Here is a 21541-nt window from a genome sequence, read left to right on the forward strand (position 1 = left end):
GCCCTCAAGTCCTCTCCGCCGCCTCCGATTCATCCCGGCCGGCGTTGCGCGAGGAGGCGCCTGGCCTGGCCCGAGATCGTCGTCGAGACGTTCTTGCTGCGCGCCACGAGGCGGAGATCGCGCTCCAGCAACCCGCCCATAAGGCCGAGAGAAACCGACAGCGGGGTCTTCGGGTTGCTCACCAGCCCGAGGCGTATCTGATAGTTGCGGCGCCAGTTCTTGTTCTCGCCGATCGTCTTGAGCAGTTCGCTGTCGACGCTGCGGTTGCGCGCCACCATGACGACCTCGTCTTCGGTGATGCGCGGGTTCCGCAGCACGAAGCGCTGAATGAGCCGGTTGCTGTCGCGAATCAGGATCATGCGCGCGTCGCGGTTGCCGCGCAGCGACAACTTGATCCGCTCGCCGACGGTCATCGCCTGAATCTGCGCATAAAGGCTCTTGTTGACCGCCGTCCCCTTCTCCGGCTCGACGAGCAACTCGTCCGGAACGACATACGTGTCGTCGCCGCGTTCAATCTCGGCCGCGATCGCCTCCGCGGTTGCGATGTCGACGTCGGCCGCGCGTGGCGGCTCGGGCGTGCCGGTATCGTTGCTCATGCCTTGGCCGCGCGTGCCGCCTCCGCTTCCTTGACGACCTTTTCCGCGAGGTGCGCCGGCAACTCCTCGTAATGCGAGAAGGCGACCGTGAACGATCCGCGACCGCTGGTCATTGAGCGGAGATCGGGCGAGTACGAGAGGACTTCGGACATCGGCACGTGGGCTCGGATGAGCTGCGCGCCGGCCTTACTGTCGACCCCGAGCACCTTGCCGCGCCGGCTGTTCAGGTCGCCGATGACGTCCCCCATGCAGTCGTCGGGTACGCTCACTTCGAGGGCCATCACCGGCTCGAGCAAGACCGGCTTGGCCTGCTGCACGGCGCTCTTGAAGCCGAGTGAGGCGGCGATCTTGAAGGCCATTTCCGACGAGTCGACGTCGTGGTACGAGCCGTCGAAGAGCGTCACGCGCACGTCGACCACCGGATAACCGGCAAGGATGCCCTCGTGCAGGGCTTCGCGCACGCCCTTTTCCACGGCGGGGATATACTGACGCGGCACCACACCGCCGACGATCTTGTCGACGAACTCGAACCCCGAGCCGCGCGGCAGGGCTTCGACTTCGAGCCAGGCGTCGCCGTACTGGCCGCGCCCGCCCGTCTGTTTCTTGAGTTTGCCCTGCGCCTTGGCGCGGCCCTTGATCGTTTCCTTGTACGGCACCTTCGGCGCCTTCAGCTCGACGTCGGCGCCGTACTTGCGCTTCATCCGCTCGATGACGACTTCGATGTGCAGTTGGCCGACACCGGAGAGAATCAGCTCGCGGGTCTGCGGGTCGCGGTGCATCTCGAGCGAAGGGTCCTCCTCCATCAGCCGCTGCAAAGCCTGGGTCGCCTTGTCTTCGTCGCCGCGGGTCTTCGGTTCGACGGCGAAGGAGATCGCCGGCGGCGCGTGCAACAGCGGCGGATACTGCAAGGGCGCCTTCTCGTCGGCAAGCGTGTCGCCGCTGGCGGTGTCCTTCAGTTTGGGAATTGCCACGATCTCGCCGGGCAGCGCTTGCTGCACCTGCGTCTGCTTCTTGCCGGCGAGCTGGAAGACGTGCCCGAGACGCTCCCTGGCATCCTTGTTGACGTTCAACACCGTCGAGTCGGCGTGCAGGGTCCCGGACAGTACGCGCACGATCGACAGCTTGCCGGCGAACGGGTCGACGGTGGTCTTGAACACCAGGCCGGAGAACGCCTCGTTTGCCTCGGGAAGCCGCTCGACCGGCTCCTTGATCTTCGGGTCCTCGCCGGTGACAGTTCCCAGCTCCGCGGCCGAGGCCAGGTAACTGACGCACGCGTCGAGCAACGCTTGCAGTCCGACGGTTTTGGCGCCGCTGGCGCACAGCACGGGCACGAGGCGGCCGCTGAGGCAGCCTTCGCGCAACGCGGTCGCGAGCTCGTCGTCGGTGAGCGTCCCGTTCTCGAGGTACTTCTCGGTGAGTTCGTCGGTGGCCTCCGCCGCCAGCTCGATCATGCGTTCGCGCGCCGCGGCCGCCGCCTGGGCGCTGTCGGCGGGAATGTCCTCGGCCTTCATACTGCCGTCGCTCTGCGCGATCAGGGCCCGGTTGGCGAGCAGGTCGACAACGCCGCGGAACGTTTCCGCGCTGCCGATGGGCCATTGAATCGGCACCGCCTTGACGCCGAGCACCTTGCGGAAGTCGGCTACCGCCGCATCGAAGTCGGCGAACTCGCGATCCATGCGCGATACGACGGCGATGGCCGGCAGGCCGAGTTCGCGCCCGCGGGCCCACAGCTTCTCCGCCTCGACGCGGAGCTCGCCCGCGGCAGGCGCCAGGACGAAGACCACCCCGGTACAGGCGCGCAGGCAGTTGAGGCTATCCATGACGAAGTTGGCGTAGCCGGGCATATCGAGCAGGGTGATCTCGTGGCCCTTCCAACCGAGGTGGTAGAACGCGGTGCTCAACGAGATCTTGCGGCGGATCTCCTCGGGTTCGAAATCGAAGTTCGAGGTCCCGTCGTCGGGCCGTCCGACGCGGTTCACGGCTCCCCCGGCAAACAACACCGCATCGGCGAGCGTGGTCTTGCCGACCCCGCCCTGCCCGACGATCCCGACACTGCGAATCCTGGTCACGTCACCAGCCATGTCTCCTCCGGCTCAATCATCGAGGTTGCGTTCGTAGATGAGACGCAAACCGTCGAGCGTGATGAACTCGTCGACTTCGTGAATGGTTTCGGACTCCGGTGCAAGCAGGGTGGCAAAGCCTCCGGTGGCAATGACCCGCGCCTGTACCTTGTTCTCTTTCTGGATGCGGTGCACCAACCCGTCGACGAGCGCCACGTACCCGTACACGAGCCCCGACTGGATGGCGTGCACGGTGTTGCGGCCGACGACGTGCTTCGGCTTTGCCAGCTCGACGGGATAAAGCTTGGCAGCGCGCTGGAACAGCGCTTCGCTGGCGATGCCGAGCCCGGGGGCGATCACGCCGCCCACGTACTCGCCCTTTTCCGATACGTAGTCGAAGGTCGTCGCGGTGCCGAAGTCGACGATGATCGTCGTGGTCTTCGTCCGCTCGTAGGCGGCAATGGCATTGACGATACGGTCCGCCCCGACCTCCTGCGGCTTGTCGTAAAGGATCGGCATGCCGGTGCGCACTCCCGGTCCGACGAACAGCGGCGCGGTGCCGAGATACGCCCGGCAGAAATCGTCGACGGTTCGCGCCATCGGGGGCACCACGCACGATACGGCGATGCCGCCGATGGTGCCGCGGACGTCGCGCAGCAACTCGCGCACCAGGACTCCGTATTCGTCGGTCGTCCGGTCACGGTCGGTCTGCAAGCGCCAGTGATCGCTCAGCCGGGCACCGTCGTACACCCCGAGAACCGTCTGCGTGTTGCCCACGTCAATGGCGAGAAAGAGTGGAGATCGCGTCGCGGTCATGCCCGTCATCCTCGCAAGTCGGCGTACCCGTCGACCACGGTAACGTCGCCGGCCAGCACGCACGTCTCCCGCCCCGCGGCGTCGACCAGCCGCAGGGCGCCGCTTTCGGTCAACCCGGCCACAACGCCCTCGACCGGCCGCGCCCCGTCGACGACGCGCACCGGCCGGCCGTGCAGACACGACAGGCTTTCCCAGGCCGGACGCAGGGCCGCGAAACCCATGGTCAGGTACGTTTCGTAACGGGCCTCGATCCGGGCCAGCAGCTCGGCGGCGAAAGCGGCGCGGTCGACGGCGCCGCCTGCAGCCGTACACAGACCCATGGCACGGTCGCGCAGCTCGGGAGGAAAGTCCGCGGCGACGCTGTTCAGGTTGACTCCGATGCCGGCGATCACGAAACGCACGTCGCCGCCGGCGGCTTCCATCTCGGTGAGTATGCCCGACACCTTGCGACCGCCGATGACGACGTCGTTCGGCCACTTGAGACCTGCCGCATCGGTCCAAACGCGCACCGTCTCCGCCGTCGCCAGGCCGACGATCAGCGCGAGCTGCGGCGCCTGCTGGGCGGGAATCGGGGGCCGCAGGACGATGGAGACATACAGGTTACGGTACGGCGGCGACACCCACGAACGGCCCAGCCGCCCGCGCCCGTGGGTCTGCCGTTCGGCAATGACCACGGTGCCCTCGGCAGCGCCGTCCACGGCCAGCTCGCGGGCACGGTCGTTGGTCGATCCGAGGGCTTCGGCGTAGTGTACGACGCCTCCGAATCGGCTTCCGGCCCGGCGACTGCGCAGGCCGTCAACGTCGAGCGGCACGTGGTGCACGGCGAGGACGGCGGCAGTCGAGGCGTCGTGCTGCATTCGCCTACCCGAGGGTCAACACCATGTGGATGTCGGCGGCGCGGACCGAATGGGTCAGCGCGCCGACCGAGACGAGATCGACGCCGGTGGCGGCGATGGCGGCAACCGTGTCCTCGTTCACGCCGCCGGACGCTTCGACGAGGGCGCGGCGATTGATGTACTGGACCGCTTCGGCAAGTTGCGGCACGGTCATGTTGTCGAGCAGGACCAGTTCGGCGCCGGCCTGCAAGGCCGCACCCACCTCGTCGAGATCGCGGCATTCCACTTCGACCCGCAGCCCGTGCGGAGCGCCGGCCCGCGCCGCGCGGACCGCCTGCGCCAGTCCGCCGGCGGCAGCGATGTGATTGCCCTTGATGAGGATGCCGTCGGCGAGTCCGAAGCGGTGGTTCGACCCGCCGCCGGCGCGCACCGCATACTTCTGCAGAATGCGCAGGCCGGGGAGCGTCTTGCGCGTATCGACGATGCGGCAGCGGGTGCCGGCGACGAGGCCGACGAAGCGCGCCGTCATCGTCGCGATGCCCGAGAGGTGTTGCAGGAGATTGAGCGCGACCCGCTCGACCGCAAGCAGCGTGTGGGCGGGACCCGTGAGAGCGACGAGCGCGTCGCCGCTGCGCACCCGAGCGCCGTCGCCGACTCGTTCGTGCACCGCGACGCCGCCACCGGTAAGGTCGCAGAGCTTGCGCACCAGGGGCACGCCGGCGATGACCGCAGTGTCCTTGGCGGCGATCTGCGCCGCCGCCTGTGCGTCGGCAGGCACCGTGAGGCGCGTGGTCACGTCGCCCGCCCCGAGGTCCTCGGCGAGAGCCAGCCGCAGCAGCGCATCGACGCTGGGCAGGTCGGCAGGGGTCATGAGACGCCCGCTCCGAGGCTGGTCAGGTGCCGTCGGAGCATGCCTTCGCGTTCGCGCAGAGTGGCGGCACGCTGGCGCTCCTTTTCGACGACCTCAGCGGGGGCTCGTTCGATGAAGTCGGTACGGCCCAGTTTCGCGTCAACGCCCGAGAGTTCCTTGTCGACCTTGGCGAGGTCCTTCTCGAGCCGCTTGCGGACGCTGTCGGCGTCGACGACGCCGCGCAGGGGCACGAAGATATCGCCCAACCCGGGCACCAGGGCCGATGGTTCGCCAGACGGGCGTTCGCCGGCGGGCAGCATCTCGACGCGTCCGACCCGGGCGAGCATCTTGATGTACGGTTCGAGGCGCCCGACGTCCGTCTCGCGGCCGTCGGCGGCGATGCGCACGGCCAGTTCGGCCGTCGGCGGGATGCCAAGCTCGGCCCGGATGTTGCGCACGCTGCGAACCGTGCCGATCAGTTGCTCGATGGCCGCCTCGGCGGCGGCATCGCGCCGTTCCGCATCGGGCTTCGGGTACGGTGCGACCATGATACTGTCGGCACCACGCGCCAGCGGCAGAGCCTGCCAGATCTCCTCGGTCAAGAAGGGCATGAACGGGTGCAGCAGGCGCAGAGCCTGCTCGAGGGTGTGCACCAGCACCGCCTGCGTTGCCCCGCGGGCCGCCGCGTCGGCGCCGTTGAGAGCAAGCTTGCTGATTTCGACGTACCAGTCGCAGTACTCCCGCCACAGGAACTGATAGAGAGCCATGGCCGCATCGTTGAAACGGAAGGCCTCGAAGGCGGCGCGAACTTCGGCGGCCACGGTTTGCAGGCGCGACAGTATCCAGCGCTCCGGCAGTCCGATCTGCGCGTTCGGCAAGGTCGACAGCGGCGGCACTTCGTCGACCTGAGCGTTCATCAGCACGAAGCGGGCGGCGTTCCAGATCTTGTTGGCGAAGTGGCGGCCGAGGTCGGTCTTCTCGACGGCGTAACGCACGTCCTCGCCCGGCGGTGCCAACGATACGATGGTGAACCGCAGAGCGTCGGCTCCGTAGGTCGCAATGACGTCGAGTGGATCGGGCGAGTTGCCGAGCGACTTGGACATCTTGCGGCCCTGCACGTCGCGCACGAGACTGTTGAAGTAGACCTCGCCGAAGGGGCGTTCGCCCATGAACTCGTAGCCAGCCATGACCATGCGGGCGACCCAGAAGAAGATGATGTCCGCCGCGGTGACCAGCGTATCGGTCGGGTAGAACCGGGTCAGCGTCGGCGTCTGCTCGGGCCATCCCATGGTCGAGAACGGCCACAGCCAGGAGCTGAACCAGGTATCGAGGACGTCGGGGTCCTGGGCGATGCGGTCGCTGTTGCAGTGCCCGCATTGCGTCGGGTCGGTACGCGCTACTGTCTCTTTGCCGCAGGCGTCGCAGTACCACACGGGTATACGGTGGCCCCACCACAGTTGCCGGCTGATGCACCAGTCGCGGATGTTTTCGAGCCAGTGCAGGTAGACACCCACCCAGCGCTCGGGCGAGAGCCGCAGCCCACCGTTGCGTACCGCCGCAATCGCCGGTACGGCGAGCGGCTGCATGCGGACGAACCACTGCTGCGAGAGGTAAGGCTCGACCACCGTATTGCAGCGCTGGCAGCGCCGAATGGGGACGCGGTAGGGCTCGGTCTTTTCGAGGAGGCCGCGGGCTTCGAGGTCGGCGACGATCCGTTTCCGGGCCGCGAAGCGATCTAGGCCGGCATAGGCGCCGCCGTTGGCGTCGATCTTGCCGTCGGTGGTCATGATGACCAGCGGGTCCAGACCGTGACGCCGGCCCATTTCGAAATCGTTCGCGTCGTGGGCCGGGGTTACCTTTACGGCCCCGGTGCCGAAGGCCGGGTCGACGAGAGGGTCGGCGACGACGGGGATCGCGCGCTCCATCAAGGGGAGGACGACGTGGCGGCCGAGTAGCGCGCGGTAGCGGTCGTCGTCGGGATTGACGGCGACGCCGGTGTCGCCGAGCATCGTCTCCGGGCGCGTCGTTGCCACGACCACGCCGTCGCCTCGGCCGTCGGCGGCGGGATAGCGGATGTGCCAGAGACTGCCGGGCTCGCCGCCATCCGTGGTCTCCGCTTCCTCGTCGGAGAGGGCGGTGTGACAGCGGGGGCACCAGTGGATAATGCGCTGGCCGCGGTAAATGAGTCCGCGCTCGTAGAGGCGCACGAACACCTCGCGCACGGCCTGCGACAACCCCGGGTCCATGGTGAAGCGTTCGCGGCGCCAGTCGCACGAGGAGCCGAGTTTCTTGAGCTGGCGCAGGATGGTGCTGCCGTAACGTTCCTTCCACGCCCAGACGCGATGCTCGAACCCTTCGCGGCCGAGGTCGTGACGGCTCAGGCCTTCCGTCGCGAGTTGCTTCTCGACGACGTTTTGCGTGGCGATGCCCGCATGGTCGGTGCCCGGAAGCCAGAGCGTGACATGGCCGTCCATGCGTTTGAAGCGCACCAGGATGTCCTGAATCGTGTTGTTGAGGACGTGCCCCATGGTGAGCACACCGGTGATGTTCGGCGGCGGAATGACGATGCAGAAGCGAGGGCCGGGGCGGGTTTCGTCGGCCGAGAAGTAGCCCCGCGCCTCCCATACCGCGTACCACTTGTCTTCGACGAGGGCCGGATCGTAAGTCTTACTGAGCTCTGCCATAGGCGAAGCCCGCACGCAGCGGGCGTTCGACTTGGCTATCTAAAAGGACTGAGCTTCGCAACCGGCGCGCCGGTGCCCGCAATCCGGCGCTAAGTAGCGATGGGCACAATTACGGCGACGTATTCCGTACGACGCTTTCCGTTCGCCCCGAGTAGCCCCGTCTTCTCAGGGGCATATCGAGGGGTTAGCCTCGGGCAGTACAGGACGGCCACCCATGCGGTTTTCGCTGGCCCTTGCCCCGGCCTGCCGAGCATCCGTCAGGGGGGGCATACAGACGCCGGCCAGCGGCCGTCAGAGGCGCTGCAATTCGGGCCAGGCGAGCGCGTGGCCCAGCGCGCGCTTGATCTCGCGCTGGCGCCGTGGGGCGATGCCTCCCAATCGCGCGCCCAGGATGGCCTTCGCGACGACGTGGAGGTTATCGAGATTCGCAACCGACAACCGGTCGAGGCCCTCCTCCGGCCCGAGTGGGACCTCCTGCGCGATGTCGCGAATCGTCGTGGTCACCTCTGCGACGATGACTTTGTTCAGATAGGCGTAGGCTGGCGTGCGGGTCAGCAGCAGCACCGGGCGACGACCGATCGGCGCCGGGAGGTTCGCCCAGCGGATCTCGTACTGCCTCACCGGCTCTTCGCCTTTCTTCGGTAGGACGCCCCCGGCTCCCAGACGCGTGGATCCAGATAGGCATCGTCGGTGCCATCGGGCTGCCGCCGGTACGCCTCCGCGGTGCGCTGCTCTTCCAACTCGGAAAGCGCCCTCGCGATGGCGGCGCGAACGAACTCCGAGCGCCGTCGGGAGCGGGCCGGGGCGACGCGCTCCAATCGCACCGCCAACTCGTCGTCGATCTCGATCAGCATCTGCTTCATATAACTCAACATATAGAGACCTGTATGGAGATACAATCGGTAGTCTCTGCTCTTCTCGGCTTGGGCAGGCCGACCCACTGGAGCCCCTACTCATCGTCGTCGGGATGGCGCACTCGCCGGGGAAACCGCATTGGGCACCCACGAAAACCGCACATTGGAGAAAACCGCACATTGAAACCGCACATTGGACACCCACGGCTCCGGGGCGAGTGGGTATCTAGCCGCACCCCCTGTAGACCCCGTGCGCCTCAGCACCTGCAGGACACCCACAGCAGGACACCCACCTGCAGGACACCTGCAGGACACCCACAGCGCAATGCGCCTGCAGGAGATGTGCCTGCAGGACACCCACAGCGCGGGCGTTGCCGCCTCTTACACGGATCGTCCTGCCCCAGAAAACGCGTCGATAAGCCTCTGCAGGGTAAGATCCCGGGGAGTCAAATCCTGATCTTTCCGCATCTTGCAATGGTCCGACCCGCTACCACTGCCAGATCGGGTCCGGTGCAGGCTTTTCGCCGGGGTGACAAACGGTAGGCATCCGATATCCGCGATATCCGAGAGGAAGATATCCGAGACACCCGTGATTGCGCGATCACGGCGAGCCGCGGCCGGGGCCAGCGTGGGAAGGTATGAATCGCGGGTGTCTCGAAAAGAACGTCCTCCAGGCGGGCTCAATCACGCTTGCCGGCGCCTTGGAGAATCCGCCTGAGCGCGACCCTGAGCTCCGGGACTTTCTGTGTCGCCGCTTCCCAGACGAGGTCGTGGTCGACGCCGAAGTAGCCGTGAATCAACCGATCGCGCATGCCCGCCATCGCACGCCACTCGACCTGCGGATACCGGGCTCGGAACTCGTCCGGCAGTTTCTTGGTTGCCTCGCCAATGACTTCCAGGCTGCGCACAAACGCTCGGCGGAGCGTTTCATTCTTCAGGAAGTCGTCCTTGCTGATCGAGGCGGTCTGCTCGGTCAGGTAGTCGGCCTCCGCGAGGATGTGCCGCAGATACTCAAGCGGCTCGAACGACATCCGCAGCCTCGGCCAGGATGTGGGGTCCGATATAGGGGCTGAGGGCCTCCGTGGTCACGAGCTCCACACGCCGTCCCAGCAGGTGCTCGAGCAGGTCCGAAAGGGCGAGGAAACGATCGAAGCTCTTGCCGCCCGGCTCGAACTCGACCAGCAGGTCCACGTCGCTGTCGGCGTTCGCTTCTCCGCGCACCAGGGAGCCGAACAGCGCAATCCGCCGGACGCCCAGCCTGCGGATGTCGGGTTCCGCCTGCCTACAGCGCTCGATCACATCGTCCCGATTTGTGGCGGCGGTCTTCATCGGTGACATCCTATGGAAAAGCGGGGCGGGAGTGAAGCGGCGCGGGTGTCCGGCCGAAGTTTTCCAACGAGGGGACCCAGAGCGGACGTAGGTTCCCGGGGATTCGACTCGGGACGTTGGGCCGAGTGGGCCGAGTCGCCGCGGGGTCGGGCGTATCCGCATCGGGCTTCCGCGGCTTCGCAAAGTGGCCCCGGATCGGGTCCGGTGCAGGCTTTTCGCCGGGGTGACAAACGGTAGGCATCCGATATCCGCGATATCCGAGACACCCGTGATTGCGCGATCACGGCGAGCCGCGCCCGGGGCCAGCGTGGGAAGGTGGCCGCACATTGGACGCACATTGGACACCCACCGCTCCTGGCCGCACATTGGACGCACATTGGACACCCACCGCTCCGGGAACCGCACATTGGTGGAGGCACATTGGACACCCACCGCTCCGGGGCGAGTGGGTATCTCGCCGCACCCCCTGTAGACCCCGTGCGCCTGCAGGACACCCACAGCGCGGGCGTTGCCGCCTCTTACACGGATCGTCCTGCCCCAGAAAACGCGTCGCTAAGCCTCTGCAGGGTAGGATCCCGGGGAGTGAAATCCTGATCTTTCCGCATCTTGCAATGGTCCGACCCGCTACCAGCTCGGGAGGCTACGAACCCGGCCAGCCGAAGAGCTTGCGGTCACGAATCGTGGCGGCAGCCGGCGGCGGGACCAGCGACTCCCAGGTCCGATCGCCCGCCGCGATGCGCGCCGCCACCTCGTGCGGCGAAATGTGCAGGTAGTCTTCCTCGTAGCGCTCGATGGGTACGAGCAAGTCGCGCGCGCGCAGATAGGCAAACAGATGCGAGGTCGGCGGCGGCGGACTCCACGTATCGAGCGAGGTTATCGGTCCGCCCGACGTCTCGCGTGTCGGGTACACGTAGAAACGCAGGTCGCGCCCGAAGAGTCGGCCCATCGCCTCGACGATGCCGCCGTCGAGGTCGGCGTACAAATCGGGGTCGGCGAACTCGATGAGGCTCGGCATACCGAGCGCGATGGCAATGCGCTGTTGTGTCGCTCGCCGCAGGTACTCGGCCAATCGGAAGAACCGCCGGTAGTCCGATACCAGCACGGTCTTTCCGAGCGCCGCCAGCAGGTCTACGCGTGCCAGAAAGTCGGCGTGATCGATGCCCTTTCCCGCCGCCAACCCGCGCAGCGTCATCTCCATGAGCGTCACCGGCGCCTGGTCCGCAAGCGCCGGATCGGCCCGCATTTGCGCGTCCGCCTTTTCGACGATGTCGAGCGACAGCCGGGTGATCGGCCGGAAGCGGCCACGTTCGAGGACGACCGGTTTCTTGTAGAGGACCTCTCCGGGCTGCACGACTTCGCCTGCCGCCGTGAACATGGCGGCATCGGTGAGGTGGTGCTGCACCAGCAGCAGGCTGAGCAGGCGGTTGTCGACCGCGCCGAACGCCGGGCCGGTGCACTTGATCATGTCGATCTCGACCCGCTCGCGTCCGAGGTGGTCGAGCAGACCGATCAGCACCACGGGCGCGTCGTCATGGTGGTACAGCGCGCCGAACAGCAGGTTGACGCCGACGATTCCCAGTGCCTCCTGCTCGTGCACACGGTCGCGATCCTTGAGGATGACGTGGACGATGATCTCCGATGGCGGCCCTCCGGGCGCGGTCTCGAAGCGCACGCCCAACCAGCCGTGGCCGTCGTCGTGACGACTGTAACTTCGCGTTGCCACGGTGTCGGCGAAGGCAAAGAAGGTGCAGGAACCGCCGCGCTGAGTCCGCAGCCGGTCGCAGACAAGGTCGAATTCGGCGGCGAGCATGGCCTCGAGCCGTTCGCGACTGACGTAGCGATGGGTCTGCCCGTAGAAGGCGTCGCTGACTGCCATGTCGTAGGCCGAGATGCTCTTGGCGACCGTTCCGGCGGCACCGTCGACGCGGAAGAACCAGCGCGCCACTTCCTGCCCGGCGCCGATTTCGGCGAACGTGCCGTAAGGGCGCTGGTCGAGGTTGATGCGCCGGACCTTCTCGTGGGTGCTGAGCACGGCGGTAACGCCTCTCCTGTGGCTCGGGGTACCGTAATCCGCGCGCACGCCGCGCTGTCGACGGATCGCCGCGGCGGCGACACTCAACGCGCGCGACGCACCGCTCCGTTGCCGCGTCTTGCCGACTCGACCCTGGGCGGCAAAGCCCGGCCGCGTTTCGCCGGCTTGCGACGCGGCGAAGCGTCGGCCTCTTCGCCGTTGCCGTCCGCACGGACCTCGAGCGGCCCCGCGCCCGCAGCTTCCTCGAGACGCCCGAACTCCGTCTCGATCGCCGCCACCACCTCGTGCAAGTCGGGCATCGCGTCCCAGTCGGAGTTGAAGCCCCAGAACAGCGAGCTGTTGTAGCTAAACAGGGCGATGCCGAGCGCCTGGTCGTTGCTCAGGGGAACCAGCGGAAAGATCGAGTGCATCGGCGCCCCGAGGAAATAGATCGGGATCTGCGGCCCCGGCACGTTGGTGACGACGACGTTGTACGGCCGCGTCCGGGTCGAAAACCGGCTGAACGCCGTGAACAGCGTCGTCAGGGTAAGGTCACTGAGTTCCTCGAGGGTCTTGATACCGGTCGGCTGGCGCGACTTCTTCAGGTCGCGGGTGGTCTCGATCACGCGCGCCAGACGGGCGCGGGGGTCGCGCTCGTTGACGGGCAGCGATGCGACCATCATCGTGATGCGGTTGCCGAGACGGTCGCGCTCGCCTTCCGAGCGGAAGTTGACCGGAATCATGGCCCGGAAGTCGAGGTCGTCGACCCGTAGCCCGCGGGCGCGCAGGAAGCGCCTGAGAGCGCCGCCGACGATCGCCAGCACAACGTCGTTGACGGTTCCGCCGAGCCGGTTCTTCACCGCTTTCACGGCGTTCAGGTCCATGGTCAACCAGTCGAAGCGGCGGTGCGGACCGATATCGGTGTTCAGCGGGGTCGGCGACGCCGGACGCAAGCCGGGGGCGAGCGCCTCGCCCAGACCGAGAACGGCGTTGCGCAGCTTTTCGATGGAGCCCAAAGGGTCGCGCACGCCCGCGCCGGCCGCGCCAAGAGCTGCCAGTGGCTCGGTGACGCGCCGCGCCAGCTCGCCGCGAACCAGGTCACCGGCACTCGGGACGGGACGGGGAAGCCAGCGGTGCCGTTCCTCAGCCTCCCGCCGCTGCTCGGGCGCCGGGCGCATGAGCGTTCCCAACAGCTCCACGCTGCCGATGCCGTCGGTCAGGCAATGGTGCGCCTTGTTGATCATCGCCAGCTTGCCGCCTTCCACCCCTTCGACGACCCACAGCTCCCACAGCGGCTTCCCGCGATCGAGCTTCTGCGACATGATCCGGCCGGCGAGCCGCTTCAGCAGGCGCTCGTCTCCCGGATACGGCAGGCCCACGTGCCGCACGTGGTAGTTCAGGTTGAAGCGCTGATCGTCGACCCAGATGCGATTGCCGAACACCGGAACCGTGTCGAGGCGCTGGCGGTAGCGCGGGATGCGGTGGATGCTGGCCTCGATGAACCCGCGAATCTCTTCAATGTCGACCGTACCGTCGGCTTTCAGCAGCGGACCCGCATCGAGGAGCGACACCGCTCCAACGTGCATGTGCGCATTGTCGTCTTCGACATCGAGGAACGCGGTGTCGAGCGCGCTCAGGCGCTCGTAGTGGGCGTACGGCATGAACGTGGCCTCCCGGCAGGCGGATTATCTCGCCGCCCGGTGGGCAGTTCAACCCGTCGCCCCGCAACTTCAGCGGTTTACCGGAGCTAACCGATTAGCGACCACACGGACCACGCGATCGCCGCCCACAGCGCCCCACCGAGGACTACCGCCGCGACGAGGCCCGCGAGCGGCAGCCTCAGTGTCTCCCGATCCGCCTCCACTGCCATCTCCGCCATCTGTACCGCCCGCTCCATCATGCACCTCCATCCCCAGGCGAAGGGCCCTTTGTATACTAAGAGCGAGCAAGTGTCGTGCCGTGTGGCATGCAGTTACGGAGACATTCTTCTCCCCTCGTACACCTTGACCCTGGCCGCATGTTTTGAGGCAGGGTGTCCTTATATGACGGGCGGGAATTCCGCAGCAGTGCGTCGCTTCACGCGCTCGGAACCGCCTGCGGTCGGTCCCTTGAATCCACGCCACGGCTCCATCTTACGCCGCACTCGCCCCCTCTGCCCCGACCCCGGCCTCGCCTCACCCCGTGTCGTTCGGCGCTGCCGTTTGCTCCCCCCACTCCCAGACGCCACAGAATCCCCATAGCCTGTGGGGAACACCGTCAGCAGCCAGCGGTTCAGTTCAACGGGCAGGCCCGCCGAAGCCCTGGCGAAGGCGGGGCCTTTCCGCCACCCGGCTGCCGGCGCTGTGCTGGCTCGCGTGGCGACGCGTCGAGCCGGATGGCGGACGAGCCCTCACTCGTTCGGCATGCCCGGGGCGACGTGCTACGGTGAGCCAGGTGACAGACGACCATGCCGATCCTGGCGATGTTCTACGGGATCGTGGTGCGGATGTACTTCTTCGACGACAAGCAGCACCACGTTCCGCACGTGCACGCGGAATGCTCCGGAGATGAGGCGGTGTTCTCGATTCTCACCGGAGACGTTCTGGCTGGCAAGCTCCCTGCCGGGAAGACGCGGCTCGTGCAGGCCTGGATCGAGATACACAGCGACGAGCTGCTGGCCGATTGGCAGCTCGCCGTCAACGGCGAGGAGCTCTTCAGGATCGACCCGCTGACCTAGGAGGATCGATGAACCCACACGTGAAGTCCGTACGCGCGCTGGACGACTACGAGTTGGAGGTGTCGTTTGAAAACGGCGAATCGCGGCGCTTCGACGTGAAGCCGTATCTCGATCGCGGCATCTTCGTGCGCCTCCGCGACCGCGATGCATTTCGCGCCGTACGAGCTGTCGCGGGCTCGGTGGAGTGGGCGAACGGGTTGGACCTCAGTTACGACACCCTCTATGTCGAGGGGCAGCCGATCGTAGCCACGACCCGTCGGGTCGAACAGGGCAATCCGGCGGACGCGCGATGAAGCCGTGCGCCGCTGATTGCCGGCGTTCGGCTTTCACGACGTGGGAGGAGGCTGAGACCTCGCGCCCGGCCGCGCAGCCTAGTCGGCGTACGCTCCGGTCCAGGCGATTCGGAGGACGAAAATGCGGCCTGATGAAATCGAGAATGCCGCTTTGACACTTGCGCAGCAGGCACGCTTACGACTGGCGCACGCTCTCGTGCCCAGCCTCGTGTCGGGCGAGATACGGAGATCGACGGCGGAAAGGTGCGCGGCTGACCGGCACGATGTCCGTCTTCGTTTCATCGAAACGTTTCAAGCTGCGATCCTGCAAATTCGAGAGTTCCCGGAGGGCGAACAGTACGCCGTCGCCTGAGCGCCAGGGGCGTTGGACTTGCCCCCCGGGGGCGGGGTCGGAATCGGGATCGGAATCGGTCCGCGGCGAAATTCGATCCCGATGTCGATAGCGATTCCGATGCCGACCGGGTAACGACCCGCCGCTGACGTCCCGAAGAAGACTTGGGCTGAGCCTCTTCGAGGTTCGGCACGAACGGGGAAAGGCCGGTGCGGGCGGAAGGACAGACCGCTCGCCTTGCGTCCGCGTGTTCGTGGTGAAATTCTGTTTCGATTGAGGCTGAATGGCCGTACGAAACAGGGTCGGCGACGCGGTCGGCAGCGCCGGATCGTTGCCGCCGAAGGGCCGAGGGCGCGGAACGATGCAGAAGTTCGAACCGGGTTGGGGCGAGTCCAGTGCGCGGTGGTCGAGGGCGGCCGGGCACCGCCGGCCGCACTGACCGGGGAGTGCCCGCCAATGCCACACCAGACCCGCCCGCACGTCCGGCTCCTGTTTCGTCCGGAGTACGTGTACGACGTCCTCGAAGCCGGGGCCCGGCACACCTTCGATACCGAGAAGCCCAGGCGCATTCATCGCGCCCTGATCGACGACCGGCTGGCACAGCAAGCCGATTTCGTCGCCCCCGACCGCGTCTCCGGTAACGAGCTCTTGAGCGTGCACAGCCCGGACTACCTCGAACAGATCGCCCGTCCGGAAACGCTGGCCCGTCTGCTCTTCCTCGACCCCGCGCATCCCTGGGACGCGCGCCTTGCCGATCCGTTCTTGTTTGCCACCGGGGGCACTGTCCGCGGCGCCCGCCTCGCGGTCGCGGAGCGCGCCCTCGCGGTCAACCTCGGCGGCGGCTACCACCACGCCCAGGCCGACAAAGCCGAGGGTTTCTGCGCCATCGCCGACGTCGCCATTGCCATCCGCCTGCTGCAGCGCGCCCGTCTTGTACACCGCGTGCTGATCGTCGATCTCGACTACCATCACGGCAACGGCAACGCCGTGATCTTCGCCAACGACGAATCGGTATTCACGTTCTCCATCCACGCCGGCAACTGGTGCTGGATCGCCAAGCGCAACAACCTTGACATCGAATTACCCTCGGGTACCGGCGACGACGCGTACCTCGGCACGCTGGCCGAGCACCTGCCGGGGATCGTGCGCGACTTCTCGCCCGATTTCGCGGTGTACGTGGCCGGCAGCGATCCGTTCGAGGGCGACCTGCTCGGCGACTTCAAGGTCACCGAAGCGGGCATGCTCGCGCGCGACCGTTTCGTTACCCAGGCAGTCTGGGGCCGCGGCATTCCGATGCTCGTGGTAACGGCCGGCGGCTACGGCCCGCAGAGCTGGCGCATCCACTTCAACTACTTCCGCTGGCTGCTGGCCGCCGACGCGCCGTGGGAGTGAGCATGGGCGGCGTCCTCGGCACCTACGATGGCCCCGGCGTTCGGCATCTTCTGGAGGAAGCGGGGGTATTGGACATCCTGGCGCGCAAGGGTTTTACGAGCTGTGCGGTGGAAGTCGAGACCGCGGGCCGCGCCCTGCCGCACGCGCTCCTTTACGGCTGCAAGTGTGGCGTTCGGTACCTGCTGTTGGACGCCTGCGTGGGAGAGGCCGTGGTGCGCCCGGAGTTCTTCGCCGCCCGGGGATATGCGCTGGAGCGCGCGCTCGACTTTGCCGTCGTGCACTGGGTGCGCGAGCAGGACCCGACCGCACGCTTCTCGGCCGCTCGGCCGCCCCTGCCTTTGCAGCGCCATCCGGGACTCGGTGTGCTACGGCACGCCTTCCGCGTTGTCGTTCGTATGGCCGGGGAGCTGCAAATGGACGGTGTTGCCAACGTCCCGAAGTTCTTCCACGACGCGGTCATTTTCTTTCGGTCGCGGTTGTTCCTGTTTCTAGATGGCAAGGAGCAGGGCCGCTTCGAGGCCCTGCTCCGCGATCTCGCGGCGCTGCCGCTCGGCGACGCCTCGCTCGCGCTCGTCGGCGGCGGGGTACGCGACGCGCACGGTGCGGTGGCACAGTGGGAGCCCGGCTACCTCGTGTTCCCGATCGCGCCGGAAATCGTCGCCTACTTCCACTCGACGAGCTATGCCGACCAGGTAGCGGCGTCCTACGCCGCACATCGCTTTACGTGGGACCCCGACGCCCTTGCCGCCACGCGCGCCAGCATCGCCACCCCGGCGTGAGACGGTCTGCCGAGTTCCCGCAACGGGCAACGCGACAAGGAGCCTGGCCGCCGACGAGTGGCGCCGGCGCTCCCCGGTTTCCGCGGCCGCCGTCCGAGCCGCCGCTCGAGCGAGCGTCAGGCCGAGGTCGTAACGCGCTTACGCCGCGGCAGGACACGTGGGGTCGCAGCACGCACGTGCACCGGCACGAGGCGCACGCGCGGCGGCCACTCGTACGGTCCCCGTGGACACGCCAAACCGATCTGCCGGAGCACGTTCCAGAGGTAATAGAGCTGCGGGTAGATGAGCGGTTTGCCGCTGGTCAGCAATGCGGCCGCCACCTGCCGTTCCGGATCCGCCCAGGCCACGATGTTGGTAAAGCCGAGGTGGCCGAAGGCGTGGTCGGTGTCCGGTCCGTACATGCTGAGCAGCCGTCCGCCGCCGAGCATGAACCCCATGCCGTAGCGCACGGGCACCCCCAGGGTCAGGTCGACCTCGAGATACGACTGCTCAAGGGTTGCCCGCCGCACGGTGCGCGGTTGAAAAACCCGCACGCCGTCCAATTCGCCGCCGTTCAGCAGTAGCTGATAGAACTGGCACAGCTCGTCGGCGGTGGTCACGACGTTGCCCGCCGGGATGATGCCGGTAAGGAACCGCGGGTCGTTAGACAGCTCCGTGCAGGTTTGGAAATCGACGCCGAGCGCGCGACGCAGCAAACCCGACAGGGGCGGCAGGGGCGGCGGACCGGTGAAGTAGTTGGTCGCGACGCGCCGCAAGTCGCGCGCCGCGGCGCCGTAACTGAAGCAACGCCAGCCGAGCGGTTCGACGACCGCTTCGTGCAGCAACCGCCGGATGTCGGCTCCGGTGACCCGGCGCACCACCTCGCCGAGGACGAAACCGCCGGAGATGGCGTGGTACGCCAGTCGTGCCCCGGGTCGGGAACTCGGCCGCGCCGCACAGAGGACCTTGACGATGCGCTCGGGCTGGTCGAGCGCATCGAGTTCCATGATCTCCGGGGGCAGGTCGGGAATCCCGGCCCGGTGCGTCAGCACGTGCCGGATGGTGATCGTGTGTTTGCCGTGGGCGCGGAATTCCGGGATGTACTCGCACACCGGATCGTCGAGCCGGATGAGGTTGCGCTCGTCGAGGAGGTGGATGAGCATCGCGGTAATCGACTTGGAGGTCGAGAAGATGGTGAACGGCGTGTCGGGTCGGGCCAGCACCTGACGCGCGTCGGGGGGATCGCCGGGTCCGTTGCCCGCGGCGTGACCGATCGCCCGATCGAGCAGCACTTCGCCCCGCCGCCGCACGCAGAGGGCGATGGCCGGGTGAATACCGGTCTGATAGAGCGACTCGACGGCGTTCCAGATCCTCGCCACTGCCGACGGCCTGACTCCGACACTGCGCGGGTCGACCTCGCGGTCGGCCCGTGCGGTGGTGACAGCAGCGAGATCGGCGGCCACCCGGCACCGCGTCATCAGGGTGAAAGGCATGGCGGGGACGCTACCGCAGGCTGGCGAAAAAGGCACGTGTCGGGGGCATCAACCGGGCAGACCGGCCCACACCCGCTCGGCGGCATCCTCGCCGCCGCGAATGCAGTCGGGGATGCCGACGCCGCGATAGGCATTGCCGGCGAGCGCCAGACCCGCGTGCGGCGCGAGTCGTGCGTCGATACGCTGCAGGCGTTCGAGATGGCCGACGTGATACTGCGGCATTGCCTGCGGATGCCGGTGAATGCGCGTCAGCAGCGGCTCGCTGGCGATCCCGAGCAGGGCTTCGAGCTCGCGCCGAATACTTGCCGCCATCGCCCCATCGTCCTGGTGAAATAGCGACTCCTGCAACGCGCCGCCGACGAACGCCCGCAGCAAGACATGGCCGTCCGGCGCCCGCCCCGGATACTTGACGCTGCTGTATGTACACGCCACCAGCGCGCGCGCCTCGGTCAGCGGCACCACGAAGCCGAAGCCGTCGAGCGGGTTGGGAATTTGCTCGCGGCGGTAGGCCAGACTTACGGTCGCCGACGACGCGTACGGAATGCCGCGCAACTCCTCGGCCAGCGCGGGGGCGAAGTCGGCCAGCGCCCGCGCCGTGCCGTGGGCCGGCGTGGCCATGACGACAGCGTCGGCTTCCAGCGTCGAGCCGTCGGCCAGGACGAGTCGCCAGGGCGAGCCCGGCACCACGGCCCTGATGGGCGTACGCAGCCGCACGCCCTGCGGCGGCAGCTTTGCCGCCAGGGCGTCCACCAGCACCTGCATACCGTCGTCTATACTCACAAACAGACTCCAGCGCGCCCCGCTGTTTCCGCGGCTCGCCGGCGCGCGACGCGCCTGCGACCACATCGCCCAGATCAGACTGCGCCGGGTGCGCTCCATCTCCAGGAAGCGCGGCATCGTGGCCGCCAGACTGAGCCGGTCGGGATCGGCCGTGTAGATGCCGCCGACCAGCGGCTGGGCGACCCGATCGAGAGCCTCTCGACCGAGCCGCCGCGTAACGAACGATCCGAGGCTCTCGTCTCCGGCCGCCGGCCGGCGCGGCAACAGCAGGTCGAGGGCCATCCGCAACTTGCCCGGCCAGGTGAACAGCCCCGACCTCACCAGCGGCCAGAACTGCGTCGGTGCGAGCAGCAGGAAGCCGTCGGGTAACGGGTGCAGACGACCGTCGTGAACCACGAAGGTTCGCCGCGACTCGTCGTTGGTGCGCACGAGCCGCGGCCCTAGGCCGATGCGCTCGCACAGACGCAACGCCCAGGGCTTCTCGGAGATGAACGAATCCGGTCCGGCTTCGATGACGAAGCCGTCGACGCATTCGGTGTCGATCGATCCGCCCAACCGGGGCTGAGCTTCGAGCAACGTGAGGGCGATCGGTTGCCGTCGCTCGCGGCTGATCTCCACGCAACGATGCGCCGCAGCCAGGCCGGCAACACCGCCGCCGATGACCGCGATACGCGGCACGCGAGGGACGCTCATGTCTCCGACCCCGGCGCGGTAGAGGCATCCGCAGCGGCGGTTGTGCGGCGGACCAGATCGACCAGCATGCGCACGAAGGCCGGGTGCGCGTTCACCGCCGGTACGCGGTGGAAGCCGACTGCCGCCGCTGCGGCCGCCTGCCGGGCCTCGATGTCGAGGTCGTACAGCACCTCGACGTGATCGCAAACGAAACCGATCGGCACCACGACGACGTCACGCACCCCGGCGCTGGCCTGCGCGCGTACGACCCCGAGGATGTCCGGCTCCAACCACGGATCGCGCGGATTGCCGCTGCGGCTCTGATACGCGAGTGACCAACGGCTCACGCCCGCATGCCGGGCGACGAGCGCGGCGGTTTCCTCGAACTGCGCCGCGTACGGCGCCGATGCCGCCATCGACACGGGAATGCTGTGCGCCGTGAAGACGACTGCCGCGGCCGCCACGCGGGCCGCGGGTACAGCCTCCAGCGTCCGGGAAAGGTTGTCCGCCATGGCTTCGACGAACAACGGATGTGTGTTCCAGCCGGCGGCATAATCGAGTTGCGGCGCGGCATCGCCGACCTCGTGGCGCGCGGCCGCGGCGTCGCGCATGTAACGCGCCCAACTCGCGTCGCACTGCAACGGCGAGAGGATTATCCCGACGGCGCGCCGGATGCCGTCGCCGGCCATCCGAGCCAGAGTTTCCCGGAGATACGGATTCCAGTTGCGCATGCCGACGTAAACGGGAAGGGCCAGCCCATCGGTGCGCAGTGCGGCGGCCAGGGCGTCTGCCTGCCGGAAGGTGAGGTCGTTCAACGGCGAGCGGCCACCGATGAGCGCATAGTGCCCGACGACCGACTCGAGACGCTCCGGAGGTACAGGCCGCCCCCCGAGCACGTTCGCGATGAACGGCCGCACGTCATCCATGCACGTCGGTCCGCCAAAGGCGATGAGCAGGACGGCATCGAAAGCGGCGGCGGGAGGCTGGCGGTTCATGCGGACAGGGCGGCGGATTCCGGGGGCTCACGTCCGGGGTCCGAGGCGCGAGGGCCGCCGCCGCGAAAGACGACG

Annotated in this window: 20 protein-coding genes; 4 read left to right on the forward strand and 16 right to left on the reverse strand. The window is 67.4% G+C overall.

The window, feature by feature from the left end; all coding sequences use genetic code 11:
- Window positions 1-29: 29 nt before the first annotated feature.
- From L6Q96_03570 to L6Q96_03630, 13 genes are all read right to left on the reverse strand, one after another.
- Window positions 30-596 (reverse strand): hypothetical protein, encoded by a 567-nt coding sequence (locus L6Q96_03570; GenBank protein ID MCK6553652.1) that lies wholly within the window; start codon window positions 594-596, stop codon window positions 30-32.
- On the reverse strand, window positions 593-2677 hold the full coding sequence (fusA, locus tag L6Q96_03575) for an elongation factor G (GenBank protein MCK6553653.1): 2085 nt from the start codon (window positions 2675-2677) through the stop codon (window positions 593-595). The genes L6Q96_03570 and fusA overlap by 4 nt, the downstream gene beginning before the upstream one ends.
- 12 nt (window positions 2678-2689) lie before the next feature.
- Window positions 2690-3472, reverse strand: coding sequence for a type III pantothenate kinase (locus L6Q96_03580; protein ID MCK6553654.1), 783 nt, complete (start codon window positions 3470-3472; stop codon window positions 2690-2692).
- Between the two features lie 5 nt (window positions 3473-3477).
- A complete protein-coding gene (locus tag L6Q96_03585) occupies window positions 3478-4329 on the reverse strand; it encodes a biotin--[acetyl-CoA-carboxylase] ligase (GenBank protein MCK6553655.1) in 852 nt (283 codons plus the stop codon).
- A 4-nt stretch (window positions 4330-4333) separates the two neighbouring features.
- A complete protein-coding gene (gene nadC / locus L6Q96_03590) occupies window positions 4334-5179 on the reverse strand; it encodes a carboxylating nicotinate-nucleotide diphosphorylase (GenBank protein ID MCK6553656.1) in 846 nt (281 codons plus the stop codon).
- Window positions 5176-7842, reverse strand: a complete 2667-nt coding sequence (locus L6Q96_03595; protein ID MCK6553657.1) for a valine--tRNA ligase — start codon at window positions 7840-7842, stop codon at window positions 5176-5178. Before L6Q96_03595 ends, nadC begins: the two co-directional genes overlap by 4 nt.
- A gap of 291 nt (window positions 7843-8133) precedes the next feature.
- Complete coding sequence (locus tag L6Q96_03600) at window positions 8134-8463, reverse strand: type II toxin-antitoxin system PemK/MazF family toxin (GenBank protein ID MCK6553658.1); 330 nt, start codon at window positions 8461-8463, stop codon at window positions 8134-8136.
- Complete coding sequence (locus L6Q96_03605) at window positions 8460-8717, reverse strand: hypothetical protein (GenBank protein ID MCK6553659.1); 258 nt, start codon at window positions 8715-8717, stop codon at window positions 8460-8462. The genes L6Q96_03600 and L6Q96_03605 overlap by 4 nt, the downstream gene beginning before the upstream one ends.
- Before the next feature lie 659 nt (window positions 8718-9376).
- The gene (locus tag L6Q96_03610) at window positions 9377-9727 is read right to left on the reverse strand and encodes a DUF86 domain-containing protein (protein MCK6553660.1); all 351 of its coding nucleotides are present in this window, start codon (window positions 9725-9727) and stop codon (window positions 9377-9379) included.
- On the reverse strand, window positions 9708-10025 hold the full coding sequence (locus L6Q96_03615; protein ID MCK6553661.1) for a nucleotidyltransferase family protein: 318 nt from the start codon (window positions 10023-10025) through the stop codon (window positions 9708-9710). The genes L6Q96_03610 and L6Q96_03615 overlap by 20 nt, the downstream gene beginning before the upstream one ends.
- Window positions 10026-10665: 640 nt before the next feature.
- A complete protein-coding gene (locus tag L6Q96_03620; protein ID MCK6553662.1) occupies window positions 10666-12144 on the reverse strand; it encodes a TonB-dependent receptor in 1479 nt (492 codons plus the stop codon).
- Window positions 12141-13697 carry a wax ester/triacylglycerol synthase family O-acyltransferase gene (locus L6Q96_03625; GenBank protein MCK6553663.1) on the reverse strand — a complete coding sequence of 519 codons (1557 nt, stop codon included), beginning with the start codon at window positions 13695-13697 and terminating at the stop codon, window positions 12141-12143. Before L6Q96_03625 ends, L6Q96_03620 begins: the two co-directional genes overlap by 4 nt.
- 86 nt (window positions 13698-13783) lie before the next feature.
- A complete protein-coding gene (locus L6Q96_03630) occupies window positions 13784-13936 on the reverse strand; it encodes a hypothetical protein (GenBank protein MCK6553664.1) in 153 nt (50 codons plus the stop codon).
- A 546-nt stretch (window positions 13937-14482) separates the two neighbouring features.
- Here L6Q96_03630 and L6Q96_03635 point away from each other — a divergent pair.
- The 4 genes from L6Q96_03635 (at window position 14483) to L6Q96_03650 (ending at window position 17547) form a co-directional block, all read left to right on the forward strand.
- Window positions 14483-14752 carry a DUF4160 domain-containing protein gene (locus tag L6Q96_03635; GenBank protein MCK6553665.1) on the forward strand — a complete coding sequence of 90 codons (270 nt, stop codon included), beginning with the start codon at window positions 14483-14485 and terminating at the stop codon, window positions 14750-14752.
- Window positions 14753-14760: 8 nt separating this feature from the next.
- The gene (locus L6Q96_03640) at window positions 14761-15045 is read left to right on the forward strand and encodes a DUF2442 domain-containing protein (protein MCK6553666.1); all 285 of its coding nucleotides are present in this window, start codon (window positions 14761-14763) and stop codon (window positions 15043-15045) included.
- Window positions 15046-15832: 787 nt separating this feature from the next.
- Window positions 15833-16768 (forward strand): histone deacetylase, encoded by a 936-nt coding sequence (locus L6Q96_03645; protein MCK6553667.1) that lies wholly within the window; start codon window positions 15833-15835, stop codon window positions 16766-16768.
- A 2-nt stretch (window positions 16769-16770) separates the two neighbouring features.
- Entirely contained in the window at window positions 16771-17547 is a 777-nt protein-coding gene (locus tag L6Q96_03650; protein ID MCK6553668.1) for a hypothetical protein, read from the forward strand.
- A gap of 116 nt (window positions 17548-17663) precedes the next feature.
- On the opposite strand, the gene L6Q96_03655 is transcribed toward L6Q96_03650, so the two are convergent.
- From L6Q96_03655 to hemH, 3 genes are read right to left on the reverse strand one after another with little or no spacing between them, the layout of a single operon-like run.
- Window positions 17664-19019 carry a beta-lactamase family protein gene (locus L6Q96_03655; protein ID MCK6553669.1) on the reverse strand — a complete coding sequence of 452 codons (1356 nt, stop codon included), beginning with the start codon at window positions 19017-19019 and terminating at the stop codon, window positions 17664-17666.
- A 48-nt stretch (window positions 19020-19067) separates the two neighbouring features.
- The gene (hemG, locus tag L6Q96_03660; GenBank protein ID MCK6553670.1) at window positions 19068-20492 is read right to left on the reverse strand and encodes a protoporphyrinogen oxidase; all 1425 of its coding nucleotides are present in this window, start codon (window positions 20490-20492) and stop codon (window positions 19068-19070) included.
- Window positions 20489-21466, reverse strand: a complete 978-nt coding sequence (hemH, locus tag L6Q96_03665; protein ID MCK6553671.1) for a ferrochelatase — start codon at window positions 21464-21466, stop codon at window positions 20489-20491. Before hemH ends, hemG begins: the two co-directional genes overlap by 4 nt.
- Between the last annotated feature and the right edge of the window lie 75 nt (window positions 21467-21541).

Source organism: Candidatus Binatia bacterium (genome assembly GCA_023150935.1).
Taxonomy (GTDB): Bacteria; Desulfobacterota; Binatia; order HRBIN30; family HRBIN30; genus JAKLJW01.

Excerpts from the sequence above, each read along its gene's own strand:
- L6Q96_03570 (MCK6553652.1), bottom strand. The coding sequence starts at position 596 with ATGAGCAACGATACCGGCACGCCCGAGCCGCCACGCGCGGCCGACGTC.
- fusA (MCK6553653.1), bottom strand. The coding sequence starts at position 2,677 with ATGGCTGGTGACGTGACCAGGATTCGCAGTGTCGGGATCGTCGGGCAG.
- L6Q96_03580 (MCK6553654.1), bottom strand. The coding sequence starts at position 3,472 with ATGACCGCGACGCGATCTCCACTCTTTCTCGCCATTGACGTGGGCAAC.
- L6Q96_03585 (MCK6553655.1), bottom strand. The coding sequence starts at position 4,329 with ATGCAGCACGACGCCTCGACTGCCGCCGTCCTCGCCGTGCACCACGTG.
- nadC (MCK6553656.1), bottom strand. The coding sequence starts at position 5,179 with ATGACCCCTGCCGACCTGCCCAGCGTCGATGCGCTGCTGCGGCTGGCT.
- L6Q96_03595 (MCK6553657.1), bottom strand. The coding sequence starts at position 7,842 with ATGGCAGAGCTCAGTAAGACTTACGATCCGGCCCTCGTCGAAGACAAG.
- L6Q96_03605 (MCK6553659.1), bottom strand. The coding sequence starts at position 8,717 with ATGTTGAGTTATATGAAGCAGATGCTGATCGAGATCGACGACGAGTTG.
- L6Q96_03610 (MCK6553660.1), bottom strand. The coding sequence starts at position 9,727 with ATGTCGTTCGAGCCGCTTGAGTATCTGCGGCACATCCTCGCGGAGGCC.
- L6Q96_03615 (MCK6553661.1), bottom strand. The coding sequence starts at position 10,025 with ATGAAGACCGCCGCCACAAATCGGGACGATGTGATCGAGCGCTGTAGG.
- L6Q96_03625 (MCK6553663.1), bottom strand. The coding sequence starts at position 13,697 with ATGCCGTACGCCCACTACGAGCGCCTGAGCGCGCTCGACACCGCGTTC.
- L6Q96_03630 (MCK6553664.1), bottom strand. The coding sequence starts at position 13,936 with ATGATGGAGCGGGCGGTACAGATGGCGGAGATGGCAGTGGAGGCGGAT.
- L6Q96_03635 (MCK6553665.1), top strand. The coding sequence starts at position 14,483 with ATGCCGATCCTGGCGATGTTCTACGGGATCGTGGTGCGGATGTACTTC.
- L6Q96_03640 (MCK6553666.1), top strand. The coding sequence starts at position 14,761 with ATGAACCCACACGTGAAGTCCGTACGCGCGCTGGACGACTACGAGTTG.
- L6Q96_03645 (MCK6553667.1), top strand. The coding sequence starts at position 15,833 with ATGCCACACCAGACCCGCCCGCACGTCCGGCTCCTGTTTCGTCCGGAG.
- L6Q96_03650 (MCK6553668.1), top strand. The coding sequence starts at position 16,771 with ATGGGCGGCGTCCTCGGCACCTACGATGGCCCCGGCGTTCGGCATCTT.
- L6Q96_03655 (MCK6553669.1), bottom strand. The coding sequence starts at position 19,019 with ATGCCTTTCACCCTGATGACGCGGTGCCGGGTGGCCGCCGATCTCGCT.
- hemG (MCK6553670.1), bottom strand. The coding sequence starts at position 20,492 with ATGAGCGTCCCTCGCGTGCCGCGTATCGCGGTCATCGGCGGCGGTGTT.
- hemH (MCK6553671.1), bottom strand. The coding sequence starts at position 21,466 with ATGAACCGCCAGCCTCCCGCCGCCGCTTTCGATGCCGTCCTGCTCATC.